11 protein-coding genes and 1 other annotated feature (1 of these 12 only partly in view) are annotated in these 13,264 nt (G+C 41.5%); of the genes, 9 read left to right on the top strand and 2 right to left on the bottom strand.

Going from position 1 to position 13,264, the window contains the following annotated elements; all coding sequences use genetic code 11:
• The first annotated feature begins 35 nt into the window (after positions 1-35).
• Complete coding sequence (locus ACYQY7_RS00675) at positions 36-683, top strand: DUF421 domain-containing protein (RefSeq protein WP_461200243.1); 648 nt, start codon at positions 36-38, stop codon at positions 681-683.
• Here the strand turns inward: ACYQY7_RS00675 and spoVB are convergent, their stop codons facing one another.
• Positions 684-2,207, bottom strand: coding sequence for a stage V sporulation protein B (gene spoVB / locus ACYQY7_RS00680; RefSeq protein WP_461200244.1), 1,524 nt, complete (start codon positions 2,205-2,207; stop codon positions 684-686).
• A gap of 91 nt (positions 2,208-2,298) precedes the next feature.
• Between spoVB and ACYQY7_RS00685 the strand changes: the two genes are divergently transcribed.
• The 7 genes from ACYQY7_RS00685 (at position 2,299) to dtd (ending at position 11,538) form a co-directional block, all read left to right on the top strand.
• The gene (locus ACYQY7_RS00685) at positions 2,299-2,571 is read left to right on the top strand and encodes a post-transcriptional regulator (protein WP_461200245.1); all 273 of its coding nucleotides are present in this window, start codon (positions 2,299-2,301) and stop codon (positions 2,569-2,571) included.
• A gap of 95 nt (positions 2,572-2,666) precedes the next feature.
• Positions 2,667-4,913 carry a protein translocase subunit SecDF gene (gene secDF / locus ACYQY7_RS00690; RefSeq protein ID WP_461200246.1) on the top strand — a complete coding sequence of 749 codons (2,247 nt, stop codon included), beginning with the start codon at positions 2,667-2,669 and terminating at the stop codon, positions 4,911-4,913.
• Between the two features lie 83 nt (positions 4,914-4,996).
• Positions 4,997-5,887 carry a cation diffusion facilitator family transporter gene (locus ACYQY7_RS00695; protein WP_461200247.1) on the top strand — a complete coding sequence of 297 codons (891 nt, stop codon included), beginning with the start codon at positions 4,997-4,999 and terminating at the stop codon, positions 5,885-5,887.
• Between the two features lie 53 nt (positions 5,888-5,940).
• Positions 5,941-8,301 carry a single-stranded-DNA-specific exonuclease RecJ gene (gene recJ / locus ACYQY7_RS00700; protein WP_461200248.1) on the top strand — a complete coding sequence of 787 codons (2,361 nt, stop codon included), beginning with the start codon at positions 5,941-5,943 and terminating at the stop codon, positions 8,299-8,301.
• A complete protein-coding gene (locus ACYQY7_RS00705; RefSeq protein WP_003396235.1) occupies positions 8,267-8,779 on the top strand; it encodes an adenine phosphoribosyltransferase in 513 nt (170 codons plus the stop codon). The genes recJ and ACYQY7_RS00705 overlap by 35 nt, the downstream gene beginning before the upstream one ends.
• Positions 8,780-8,884: 105 nt before the next feature.
• Positions 8,885-11,083 (top strand): RelA/SpoT family protein, encoded by a 2,199-nt coding sequence (locus ACYQY7_RS00710; protein WP_461200249.1) that lies wholly within the window; start codon positions 8,885-8,887, stop codon positions 11,081-11,083.
• A 14-nt stretch (positions 11,084-11,097) separates the two neighbouring features.
• Entirely contained in the window at positions 11,098-11,538 is a 441-nt protein-coding gene (dtd, locus tag ACYQY7_RS00715; RefSeq protein ID WP_461200250.1) for a D-aminoacyl-tRNA deacylase, read from the top strand.
• A 35-nt stretch (positions 11,539-11,573) separates the two neighbouring features.
• Here the strand turns inward: dtd and ACYQY7_RS00720 are convergent, their stop codons facing one another.
• Positions 11,574-11,747 (bottom strand): hypothetical protein, encoded by a 174-nt coding sequence (locus ACYQY7_RS00720; protein WP_009361696.1) that lies wholly within the window; start codon positions 11,745-11,747, stop codon positions 11,574-11,576.
• 130 nt (positions 11,748-11,877) lie between these two features.
• Between ACYQY7_RS00720 and ACYQY7_RS00725 the strand changes: the two genes are divergently transcribed.
• On the top strand, positions 11,878-13,137 hold the full coding sequence (locus tag ACYQY7_RS00725; RefSeq protein WP_461200251.1) for an N-acetylmuramoyl-L-alanine amidase: 1,260 nt from the start codon (positions 11,878-11,880) through the stop codon (positions 13,135-13,137).
• A 52-nt stretch (positions 13,138-13,189) separates the two neighbouring features.
• Positions 13,190-13,264: a binding site (T-box leader), on the top strand; it runs 155 nt beyond the window's last position.

Raw genomic sequence — 13,264 nt, forward strand, 5'->3', positions numbered from 1 at the left:
GAATAAAAACGTGGAACAAATGAGGGGGGATTAATGTGGAGTACGTAACGATTATTTTACGAACGTTATTGTTGTATGGGGTTATTTTATTTATTTTTCGCATTATGGGGAAAAGAGAAATTGGCGAGTTAAGCATTTTAGATTTAGTTGTTTTTATCATGATTGGTGAAATGGCAGTCATTGCGATTGAACAGCCGAAAGACTCGATTTTTCACACGATCGTGCCGATGATTGTATTAACGATCGCCCAAATTGCTTTTGCATATTTTTCTTTAAAAAGCGAAATGTTTCGGCGTCTCATTGATGGGTCACCGACGATCATCATTAACAACGGAAAAATTGATGAAAAAGCGATGCGAAAACAACGATACAACTTTGACGATTTACTTATTCAATTGCGTGAAAAAAATATTAAAAACATTGCGGATGTCGAGTTTGCCATTTTAGAGCCATCTGGAAAACTGTCTGTATTTGAAAAAGAAAAAGGAAAAAAGAAAACACCGTCTTTAGCGTTACCGCTTATTAAAGACGGTGTCATTCAAGAAGAACATTTAGCGCTCATCAACCGAACGAGCGCTTGGTTAATCAAGCAACTAAAAAAGCGCGGATATGAACGAATGGACGACATTTCGTATTGTACATATGAAAATGGGACGTTCTATATTGACGAAAAAGATGAGTGACTATCGAAACAATTGGCGAAACTCATCTTTTTCAATTAGACGAAACGCTTGAGCGAGAGCGAGGTATATGAACGTCATAGTTGCGATGACGACAATTGTTTTGATAAGCAATGAAAATGGCAAAAGCGGAACGATCCAATGTCCAATTGTCGCGACAGAAACTATGACGATGAGATGGGCAATGTATGATCTTACGTGCAAAGAAAGCGAAATGGCTTTCATAATCGTCGCTGCATGTAACAATGTAACAATCATTATGCCAGCTGTGATGGCTAGCGCAGCCCCCATAATGCCGAGCGACGGTTGTGAAGCGAGCCAAAAAATAAGCGCTGTTTTAACAATAGCACCGATGAGACTATTTGTCATTGCTTCTTTTGCTAAATCAAGTGCCTGTAAAACAGCTTGTAGTGGACCTTGCAAGTAATAAAAGATGAAAAACGGCGCCATCACTTTGACAAAGATTGCTGCTTGATTGGCGCCATACATAAGATACATCAGCTCCTCCGCCAACACGTACAGCACAACAATAGATAGTCCTCCCGCCAGAAGTGATAATCGTACAGCTTGATGTAAGCGATATTCGATTAAGCGATATTGTTTTTGGGCAGCCGCTTCACTAATGGCTGGAACGAGTGAAGTGGCGAGCGCGTATGTAATAAATGACGGCAGCATTAAAAGGGGAAGCGCATATCCGGTAAGCTCCCCGTATTGTTTTGTCGCATGGATGGCAGTAATACCGGCAAGCGCCAAACTTTGTGCAACGACAATCGGTTCAAAAAACCATGCAATTGACCCAATCATTCGGCTTCCGAGCGTGGGCACAGCAATGCGCATGAGTGAAACGAACGTATCCTTTCCTTCTTTTACGTAAGCGAAAAAGCGATAACGAATGCGAATCGGCTTTTTTCGTTTAAATGTAATAAACAAATAAATAAGGGAGACAAGCTCGCCAACGACGGCAGAAATCATCGCGCCCGCTGCGGCATATTCGATCCCGTACGGCAAAAAAGCGGTTGTAAAAGTAGCGATAAGTGTGATGCGTACCGCCTGTTCAAGCAATTGAGAATACGCATATGGTTTCATTTGCTGTCTTCCTTGAAAGTATCCACGCAAAACGGAAGACACAGCGACAATGGGGACGACTGGTGCAATGGCGACAAGCGGATAATAAACGCGCGCATCTGTAAATAACGATTTAGAAATCATTGGAGCTGTGGCGAGTAAGGCTGGGAAAAAGATCATACTTAAAACGATCGTAATGGATAAGGATACAACTAATATTTTTTTTATTTTTCGTCTGTCGCCCACTGCTTCCGCTTCAGCGACAAGCTTTGAAATAGCGACAGGGAGGCCGAACTGTGTAATCGTAATGGCTAATACAAGTGTCGGCACCGCCATCATATATAAACCTACACCTTCTTCGCCAATGAGACGAGCAACGACAATGCGATTAATAAAGCCAAGTATGCGTGTCAACAATCCTGCAACAATTAAAATGATCGTTCCTTTCAAAAATTTGGACATGTTCCTCCCTACCTTCTCAAATGAGGTCATCTTTTATACAATGAAATATATGCACATGTTGTCCAAGCATGACAAAATGGGAGAGATGAATATGAACCGTAAACAATTAATGCCAGCGCTACAAAGTAAAGTGGATGAGTTGAAATTGCTCGGCTATGAGCAGGCGACGATTGAAGATGTATGGAATTGTTTAATGGTTAAAAAATGGAAAAAAAACAAAGAAGAAAAACGGTTGTTTGAGCTTGTAAATGACGTTTTATCGTTGCGTGCAAGCGATTATATGGCGTATGTTGTCCAAAAGGAGCAAAAGCACGACCGTTGGTTTACGGAAGAAGGTCTTTCGGAATTAGAACAATTGTTTTAATTGTTCATTTGGAAATTGACAGAAAGTGTACTGTCATTCATAATTTGTTTTGTTGGTAAAAATTCTGGCAGACGCCAGAATAGAGGAGGATTTTTATGGTAAAACGTAGTCGCATCATTGCTTTTTTCCTTCTTGTCGTTTTACTAGGCGGCATGATGGGAACAACAGCAGAGAAAATCGTAAAAAATATTAAACTCGGTTTAGACTTGCAAGGTGGCTTTGAAATTTTATACGAAGTGAAGCCGACAAAAGAAGGAGAAAAAATTACGAAAGATGTGTTGCTTAGCACGGTAAGCGCATTAAATAAACGCATTAACGTGCTCGGTGTGAGCGAACCGCGCATTGATGTAGAGGGGAACGATCGTATTCGCGTTCAATTAGCAGGAGTGAAGGATCAAAATAAAGCGCGTGAAATTTTATCTACAGAAGCGAAGTTAACGTTTCGCGACGTACATGACAACGTATTGATGGATGGGAGCGACCTTGTTGAGGGAGGCGCGAAACAAACGTTTGATGATAAAGGAAAACCAAGTGTTGCAATTAAATTAAAAGATGCCAATAAGTTTAAAGAAGTCACACAAAAAGTATTAAGTATGGCACCAAACAACGTGCTCGTCATTTGGCTTGATTTCGACGAAGGTGTTGACTCGTACGCGAAAGAAGTAGGAAAAGGGCATCCGAAGTTTATTTCGGCAGCACAAGTTAACGAAGTGTTCAACCAGACAGATGTTTCGATCGTTGGAAATTTCACTGTTGAAGAAGCAAAACAATTAGCTGATTTATTAAACGCAGGCGCGCTCCCTGTTGAGTTAAAAGAAATTTATTCCACATCGGTCGGTGCGCAGTTTGGTGAACAAGCGTTACAAAAAACGATTTTTGCTGGCGTCATCGGCATTGCGCTTGTCTTTTTGTTTATGCTTATTTTTTATCGTTTGCCGGGAATTGTCGCTGTTGTTACATTAAGTGTATATATTTATCTCATCTTGCTTGTCTTTGATTGGATGAACGGTGTATTGACGTTGCCGGGAATTGCAGCACTCATTCTCGGGGTCGGTATGGCAGTCGATGCCAACATTATTACGTACGAGCGCATTAAAGATGAGTTAAAGCTTGGCAAATCGCTCATGTCAGCATATCGCATCGGAAATCGCGGTTCTTTCGGCACCATTTTAGATGCAAACATTACAACGATGATTGCTGGTGTTGTTTTATTTGTATACGGGACGAGCTCTGTTAAAGGGTTTGCGACAATGCTCATTATCAGTATTTTAGTGAGCTTTATTACAGCGGTATATGGGACGCGTGTATTGCTCGGTTTGCTTGTGAAAAGTCGCTTATTTGATAAAAAACTACATTATTTTGGCGTTAATCCAAAAGACGTGTTAGACATTGCGAAAGTGACAGATGATACGGATGTGCCGACGAAGTTTGCACGTCTCGATTTTGTGAAACGAAGTAAGCTATTTTTTATCGTTTCAGGGGCAATGTTCGCCATCGGACTTGTATTATTGCTAACTGCGAAATTAAATTTAGGTATTGATTTCTCTAGCGGTACGCGCGTTGATTTGATGAGCGAAAAACCACTGACAACTGAAGAAGTGAAGCAAGAGTTAAAACAATTACAGCTCGAACCGAAAGACGTCGTACTGTCAGGCAATAACAACGAAATGGCGATCGTACGTTTTCTCGGGGTACTTGACCAAAAAGAAATTTCACAACTAAAATCACATTTTAAAGAAAAATATGGAATAGAGCCGAACGTAAGCACCGTATCGCCGACAGTCGGAAAAGAATTGGCGCGCAATGCGTTTATTTCTGTACTGATTGCTTCTATCGGCATCATCATTTATGTAACGATTCGCTTTGAAATATATATGGCGCTTGCTGCTATTGTTGCACTATTGCATGATGCATTTTTCATCATCGCTTTCTTTAGTTTAACTCGTTTAGAAGTTGATTTGACGTTTATTGCGGCTGTGTTAACGATCGTTGGTTATTCAATTAACGATACGATCGTCACGTTTGACCGCATTCGTTATTTAATGAAAAAGCGGAAAGTAAAAACGGTCGACGATTTAAAAGATGTTGTCAACAAAGCATTACAACAAACGTTCGGTCGCTCGATCAATACGGTATTAACAGTCGTCTTTACAGTCATCGTGCTTTTATTATTCGGTAGTGAAGCCATTCGCAATTTCTCATTTGCGTTGCTTGCTGGTTTAATTTCCGGCACATATTCTTCGCTATTTATTGCCGCGCAATTATGGCTCATTTGGAAAGCAAAGCAATTGAAAAAAGGAAAACAAAAACGAGACCAATGGGAAGCAGAACCGGAAGTATAAACGTCGTGGCGCATGCCGCGACGTTTTTTCATAGCGTGAATAGGATACACTAAGAAAAACAAAAGAGAAAGGAAGCGAATGGGGTGAATGAACAAGCGCGTTTTCGACAAGCTCAATTTGCCGCAATGGTTGGCGTTGTCGGCAACGTTGTTTTAGCAGTAATCAAAGGATGGATTGGGATGATTGCAAACAGTAAGGCGTTGCTTGCTGATGCGGTACATTCTGCTTCTGACGTAGCAGGATCGCTTGCTGTATGGATCGGGTTGCGTGTCGCAAAACAACCACCCGATGATGACCACCCTTATGGACATGGGAAGGCGGAATCGATCGCTGCGATTATTGTGGCAGTTTTACTTTTTCTTGTCGGAGTAGAAATTGGTACTTCTTCTTTTTCTTCTTTTTTTCAACCCATTGAACCACCGAAAATGCTTGCTGTCTATGCTGTCGTTTTGTCAATTGTTGTGAAAGAGGCTATGTTTCGCTACAAATATGCTTTAGGAAAGAAAATTAAAAGCGACGCCATTATTGTGAATGCGTATGAGCATCGTTCGGATGTTTTTTCTTCAATTGCGGCATGCATTGGCATTATTGCTGCGATGTTAGGCGAAACCTTACAAACACCATGGCTCGTTTATGCCGATCCCGTTGCAGGGCTATTCGTTTCCCTGCTCGTTTTAAAAATGGCGTGGAAACTAGGAGCAGAGTCGATTCATCATGCACTTGATCATGTGTGGCACGAAGAAGAAACGGTACATTTGCGCGAAGCCGTTCTTTCGTTTCCAGAAGTCAAGCGTATCGATTCCCTTTTTGCACGCCAACATGGTCATTACGTCATCGTTGATTTGAAAATTGCTGTTGCACCACATTTAACCGTTTCACAGGCACATGAAATTGGGAAGAGGGTAAAAGAAAAGCTTTTATCGCTTCCACAAGTGCATAATGTGATGGTGCATATGAATCCATACGATGAATAAATTGCCCCTTAGCGTATTGTTTTGTATAATAAAAAGGTTGAGGGGTGAATGACATGTTAGCATCGAAAACCCGCTGGAACATCAAACAAGTAAACGAACAACAAGTACAAATGATTGCGCAAGCGTTACATATAGCTCCGCTCGTTGCTTCATTGCTCGTCAGCCGCGGCTATCATACCGTTGAAGCCGCTCGTTCTTTTTTTGAGCGAAAGCAATCGTTTCACTCGCCATTTTTGTTAAACGACATGGAAAAAGCGGTCGAGCGAATAGAGAAAGCGATTACAAACGGCGAACGTATTCTTGTTTTCGGTGATTATGACGCTGATGGCGTAAGCAGTACTGTTGTGATGGTCAGCGCATTACGAGAAAAAGGAGCGAATGTGTCCTTTTACATTCCGAATCGCTTTTCCGAGGGGTACGGGCCAAATGAACAAGCATTCAAATTTGCGAAGGAACAAGGGGTATCGTTAATTATTACAGTTGATACAGGTATTTCTGCTTTACATGAAGCCGACGTAGCCAAACAGCTCGGTATCGATTTAATTATTACAGACCATCACGAGCCTGGTCCGGTGTTACCGGAAGCATACGCAACGATTCATCCGAAAATAAGTCCAAACTATCCGTTCAAACATTTAGCAGGTGTCGGGGTAGCATTTAAGCTTGCTCATGCGCTCACCGGGCGCGTGCCATATGAATGGCTGGACGTTGTCGCGATTGGAACGATTGCCGATCTCGTTCCGCTTCAAGACGAAAATCATTTACTTGCTCGGTTAGGGATTGAACAATTTCGCCAAACGAAACGCCTCGGTTTACAAGCGCTTTGTAAACAATGTGGCGTATCCTATACAGCTGTGACGGAAGATACGATTGCGTTTATGATTGGTCCGCGCATTAATGCCGCTGGTCGTCTCGATTGTGCTGATCCTGCTGTGCAGCTGTTGTTGACGACAGATGGAAATGAAGCAGACATGCTCGCTGAACAAATTGATGCGATGAATCGCGAACGTCAGCAACTCGTCAACGAGATAACGGAAGAAGCGATTCAACTTGTCGAGCAGCATTATAGAGATGATCGCGTGTTAGTTGTAGCGAAAGAAGGCTGGAATGTCGGTGTCATTGGCATTGTGGCGTCTCGTTTAGTCGAAAGGTTTTATCGTCCAACGATTGTGTTAAGCATTGATCAAGAAAAAGGAATAGCAAAAGGATCAGCGCGAAGTATTGAAGGATTTGACTTATTTGCGAATTTATCAAACTGTCGCGAGATTTTACCTCATTTCGGTGGACATCCGATGGCTGCGGGTATGACACTCTCTTTTCATGATGTAGATGAATTACGTCGTCGCCTAAATGAAGCAGCGAAGCAACAACTGACAGCAGAACATTTTATTCCTGTTACGCATGTCGATTTGCGTTGTTCGATTGGTGATGTGTCATTGGAATTAATTGAACAAATGAATCGGCTTGCACCGTTTGGAATGGGAAATCCGAAACCGCGTGTCCTTTTCCAACATGTGCAACTAGATACGTTACGAAAAATCGGAACGGATCAAAACCACTTAAAATTGTTGTTGACGGAAGATGGAAAAACGTTAGAAGCGATCGGATTTGGCTTCGGACATATTGGGGATGAAATTGCGCCGAACGCTCGTCTCTCGATCGTAGGAGAGCTGGCCATTAACGAATGGAATAACTTTCGAAAGCCACAGTTAATGATTCAGGATGTAGCTGTGGACGAGTGGCAATTGTTTGATATGCGCCACATTCGCCATCCAAGTAAGTTCATGGCATCGCTTCCAAAAGAAAAACGGTTATTTATCGCTTTCCATCGCGATACAGCAGATGTGCTACAATTGGCGGCATATGCCGACGAAATTGTATATGTACTAAGCGAACAAGAAGCGACGATCGATGTGAGTGGAAAATATGTCGTTTTCCTTGATTTACCTCCGTCACAGCAAATCGTCAAAGTTTTATTAAGTTGTAGTTTACCTGAACGCATTTATGCGTTATTCTATCAAAGGGATAGTCACTTCTTCAGCGTGTTGCCAACGCGTGAACATTTTAAGTGGCTGTATTCTTTTTTGCATAAGCGTAGCCCGTTTGATGTGCGGCGTTACGCAGACGATTTAGCTCGCTCGCGCGGATGGACGAAAGAAACGATTTTATTTATGATTCAAGTGTTTAGAGAGCTTGGTTTCATTACAGTAGAAAACGGGATCGTTTCTTTAGCACGTGATGTACAAAAGCGGGATTTAATGGAATCACCGTCTTACCGGCTGAAACAAGCGCAAGCAGAGCTTGAACATATGTTTTTATATTCATCTTATGCCCAACTAAAACGTTGGTTTGATTCATTGTATGAGGAGGAAAAAGTCAATGGATTTAAAACAATACGTCACGATTGTTCCTGATTTCCCAAAACCAGGTATTCAATTTAAAGATATTACAACGATTATGGATAAAGGGGAAGTGTACAAATACGCAACAGATCAAATCGTCAATTATGCGCGTGAAAAGAAAATTGATGTTGTTGTTGGACCAGAAGCTCGTGGTTTTATTATCGGTTGTCCAGTTGCTTACGCGCTCGGTGTTGGGTTTGTTCCTGTTCGGAAAGAAGGAAAACTACCTCGCGAAGTCATTCGCGTGGAATATGGGTTAGAGTACGGCAAGGACGTATTAACGATGCATAAAGACGCGATTAAGCCAGGGCAACGTGTTCTCATTACTGACGATTTATTAGCAACCGGTGGCACGATCGAGGCAACGATTAAGCTTGTTGAACAGCTCGGTGGCGTTGTTGCAGGCATTGCATTTTTAATTGAATTAACGTATTTAGAAGGTCGCGAAAAATTAAAAGGATACGATATTTTAACGTTAATGCAATTTTAGTGAAGGAGGGGCACAACGCTCCTCTTTTTCGCATGTTGCTCTTTACATTTGAAAAAATTTTCATGATAATATTGTCAATACGTTTAAAATAAAAAAGGTGATTGCATGGCAAATGAACAAGTATTAACGGCAGAACAAGTCATTGAAAAGGCGAGCCGTTATTTGTCGGAAGACGACGTACAGTTTATCGAGCGGGCATATAAGTTTGCGAAAGAAGCACATCGTGAACAATATCGGAAGTCAGGGGAACCGTATATTATTCATCCGATTCAAGTAGCAGGTATTTTAGTCGACTTAGAAATGGATCCTGCGACAATTGCAGCTGGATTTTTGCATGATGTCGTTGAAGATACACATGTGACGAAAGACGATTTAGAAAGAGAATTTGGAAAAGAAGTGGCGATGCTCGTTGATGGTGTAACGAAGCTAGGAAAAATTAAATATAAATCACATGAAGAACAACAAGCAGAAAATCATCGCAAAATGTTTTTAGCGATGGCGCAAGATATACGGGTGATTTTAATTAAGTTGGCGGATCGTTTGCACAATATGCGCACGTTAAAACATTTGCCGATTGAAAAGCAACGTCGCATTGCGAATGAAACGCTTGAAATTTTCGCTCCACTCGCGCATCGACTTGGAATTTCAAAAATTAAATGGGAGCTTGAAGATACAGCCCTTCGTTATTTAAACCCGCAACAATATTATCGAATCGTCAATTTAATGAAAAAAAAGCGGGCGGAACGTGAGCAATATTTAGAGGAAGTCATTCAAGAAATGCGTGCACGGTTACATGAAGTTGGTATTCAAGCTGAAATTTCTGGACGTCCGAAGCATATTTATAGCATTTATCGCAAAATGGTTTTGCAAAATAAACAATTTAACGAAATTTATGATTTGCTTGCTGTACGCATTATCGTTGAAAGCATTAAAGACTGTTATGCGGTACTTGGCATTATCCATACATGTTGGAAGCCGATGCCTGGGCGTTTTAAAGATTATATTGCCATGCCGAAGCCGAATATGTATCAATCGCTTCATACGACTGTTGTCGGTCCAAAAGGCGAGCCGCTTGAAGTGCAAATTCGGACGTTCGAAATGCATCATATCGCAGAATTTGGAATTGCTGCCCACTGGGCATATAAAGAAGGAAAAACGATTCGTCCGAATACGTTTGAAGAAAAACTATCATGGTTTCGTGAAATTGTAGAATGGCAAAACGAAACGAACAACGCGGAAGAGTTTGTCGAAACATTAAAAATGGATTTATTTTCCGATATGGTGTTTGTTTTTACACCAAAAGGTGATGTCATCGAGCTTCCAGCCGGTTCGGTGCCGATTGATTTTGCGTATCGCATTCACTCAGAAATCGGAAATAAAACGATTGGGGCAAAAGTAAATGGAAAAATGGTTCCGCTCGATCACCCGCTACAAACCGGAGATATTGTTGAAATTTTAACGTCCAATCATTCATACGGTCCGAGTCAAGATTGGTTAAAAATTGCACAAACATCGCATGCGAAAAATAAAATTCGCCAATTTTTCAAAAAGCAACGCCGTGAAGAAAATGTAGAAAAAGGGAAAGAACTTGTTGAAAAAGAAATTCGCAATATGGGCTTTGATGTAAAAGAAGTGCTCACCGCTGAAAATATGAAGCGGGTGGCAGAAAAATTTAACTTTGCGAATGAAGAAGATATGTATGCTGCTGTTGGCTATAACGGCATTACAGCTGCCCAAGTCGCGCATCGTTTAACAGAAAAGTGGCGGAAACAACGCGACTTAGAAGAACAGGCGAAACGTTTGTCTGACATGTTGCAAGAAGCAAAAACGATCACACCGATGAAAAAGCGCGATTTTGGGGTATGCGTCGAAGGTGTGGATAATTTACTTATACGTTTGTCGCGTTGCTGTAATCCAGTTCCAGGCGATGAAATTATCGGTTTTATTACAAAAGGACGTGGCGTTTCGGTTCATCGTGCCGATTGCCCGAATGTACTCGCAGAAGAAGCAAAAGAGCGGCTCATTCCTGTTCAATGGGAGAGTAGTGCAAATTGTCAACGAGAATATACAGTTGATATTGAAATTACTGGCTATGATCGACGTGGCTTGCTTAATGAAGTACTGCAAGCCGTAAATGAAACGAAAACGAATATTTCCGCTGTATCTGGAAGAACAGATCATCGCAACAAAATGGCGACGATTCACATGACCATTTTTATTCATAATGTGAGCCATCTTCAAAAAGTGGTAGAACGCATTAAACAAATTCCAGATATTTATTCAGTGAGACGGATAATGAACTAGAAAGGGTTGTCGGAATGAGAGTTGTCGTTCAGCGCGCAAAAGATGCAAAAGTCACAGTAGCTGGCGAAGTGGTCGGAGAAATTGATTTTGGGCTTGTGCTGCTAGTTGGTATTACTCATGATGATACAAAGGAAGATGCGGCGTTTGTTGCAGACAAAATTGCTCATTTGCGCATATTTGAAGATGAGCATGGAAAAATGAACCTTTCCCTTTTAGATGTAGGGGGATCGATTTTATCGATTTCACAATTTACGTTGTATGGAGACTGCCGCAAAGGACGAAGACCAAATTTTATGGATGCCGCAAAACCGGAACAAGCAAAACATATTTATGAGCTGTTTAATGAGCAATTGCGCCAAAAAGGAATTCGCGTAGAAACAGGTGTATTTGGAGCGATGATGGATGTAGAATTGACAAACGCCGGACCGGTGACATTAATCGTCGAAAGCAAATAAAAACCGCGCTCGCATATGGACGAGCTCGGTTTTTCTTATCCTCGCGCTAAATGTTTTTTTAGTTTTTGTACATCACGAAGAGTAAGCCCAAATTCAGAAGCGAGTTCAAACGATGTGAGCTCGTTTTCTTTTTGAATAAATGAGTGAAAATCAACGTGCATAAGCGGGGATTGTGAATGAATAAATTCTCCTTTTTCACTATGGCGCATCATTAAGCTCCTTTCGCGTCAAATATCATTCGTATTATTCCCAATTTTTCTACCTTTTCATTCAAAGAAGGATTTTTTTTGGTTGTGAAGAAATAAAGTAGCGATTATTGACAACGTAGGGGGGGGCAACATGAAAAAATCGTTCATGACGTCACTGTTCGTTTTTTGTTGCTTGCTGCTGATCGTACAAACGGCGGAAGCAACGATAAATGTGCGCATAGCTGTTAATCAACTCAATGTCCGTACCGGTCCAGGATTTACGTTTGCGGTACAAGAAAAAGTAGCAAAAGGAAAGCAATATACGGTCGTTCAAAAGCGAGGAGAATGGCTACAAATCCGACTCGCCTCAAATCGAACAGGTTGGGTGCATGGCAAATACGTTCAAATACAAAATGAAGCGATTGAAATAAAAAAACAAATACAACAGTCGGTCGTATGTCAAGTAGATGGTTTACGTATTCGTAAAGGACCAGGAACGACATATGCGGTCATCGGGTATGTCAACCGCAGCGAGAAAGGAACGGCGACGATGGCACAAAATGATTGGATATACGTACGTTGGGAAGGAAAAGAAGGATGGGTAAATCGGGCGTATGTAGCAAACGCTGAACAAAATAGTGAACAAATGACATACGATACATATGTTCAAATGTTATACGACAATACAAATATTCGTTCTGCCCCTTCTACGCAATCGCCTGTGATTTCGAAAGCAAAACGCGGTGATCAGTTCGGAGTCATTCGGAAAGAAGGACAATGGTATGTCATTCAAGTGGATGCTCAAACGATTGGATATGTAGCCGAATGGGTCGTTCAAGTGGCCCAACCATTCGCTCCTTCCGAAAATCAAACAATAGTAGGAAAAACAATTGTCATTGATGCAGGACACGGCGGAAAAGATTACGGTACAACGGGTGTCAATGGGACAATTGAAAAAATGTTAACGTTACAAACCGTGCTGTTGTTAAGCGAAAAACTGAAGCAAATGGGGGCTAACGTCATTTTAACGCGGTCAGATGATCGATTTTTATCGTTAAGTGAACGAGTACAAATAGCTGCGAACAATAAAGCAGATGCATTCATTAGCATTCATTACGATAGCGCGTTAAATCGCACAGCGAGCGGTTTAACAGTATATTACTATAAACGAATTGATCAGCCGCTTGCAGATGCGCTTTTTGATCCCCTCAGTCGCTTAACAGGCATTCAGCAACGTGGAGTTCGTGTAGGAAACTATCATGTGTTGCGCGAAAATAGCCGTCCTTCTGTGTTGCTTGAGCTTGGCTATTTAAGCAATCCGAATGAGGAGATGTTCGTCGTATCACAAGCATATCAACAAGCGGCGACAGAAGCAATTTGTCAAGGATTGCTTCGTTACTTCGCAAAATAAAGGTCATCTTGACAAATGATTTGTTCGTACGTAATATAAAAGAAAATTCAACATCACGCCGATGATGGAGAAAAGTAGTTAAGAGTACACATGGCCAGAGAGGAAATGCCGCAGGCTGGAAGCATTT

The sequence above is a fragment of the Anoxybacillus sp. TBDG-1 genome, from assembly GCF_054815885.1.

Excerpts from the sequence above, each read along its gene's own strand:
- ACYQY7_RS00685 (WP_461200245.1), top strand. The coding sequence starts at position 2,299 with ATGAACCGTAAACAATTAATGCCAGCGCTACAAAGTAAAGTGGATGAG.
- recJ (WP_461200248.1), top strand. The coding sequence starts at position 5,941 with ATGTTAGCATCGAAAACCCGCTGGAACATCAAACAAGTAAACGAACAA.
- ACYQY7_RS00710 (WP_461200249.1), top strand. The coding sequence starts at position 8,885 with ATGGCAAATGAACAAGTATTAACGGCAGAACAAGTCATTGAAAAGGCG.
- secDF (WP_461200246.1), top strand. The coding sequence starts at position 2,667 with ATGGTAAAACGTAGTCGCATCATTGCTTTTTTCCTTCTTGTCGTTTTA.
- ACYQY7_RS00725 (WP_461200251.1), top strand. The coding sequence starts at position 11,878 with ATGAAAAAATCGTTCATGACGTCACTGTTCGTTTTTTGTTGCTTGCTG.
- ACYQY7_RS00720 (WP_009361696.1), bottom strand. The coding sequence starts at position 11,747 with ATGCGCCATAGTGAAAAAGGAGAATTTATTCATTCACAATCCCCGCTT.
- spoVB (WP_461200244.1), bottom strand. The coding sequence starts at position 2,207 with ATGTCCAAATTTTTGAAAGGAACGATCATTTTAATTGTTGCAGGATTG.
- dtd (WP_461200250.1), top strand. The coding sequence starts at position 11,098 with ATGAGAGTTGTCGTTCAGCGCGCAAAAGATGCAAAAGTCACAGTAGCT.
- ACYQY7_RS00705 (WP_003396235.1), top strand. The coding sequence starts at position 8,267 with ATGGATTTAAAACAATACGTCACGATTGTTCCTGATTTCCCAAAACCA.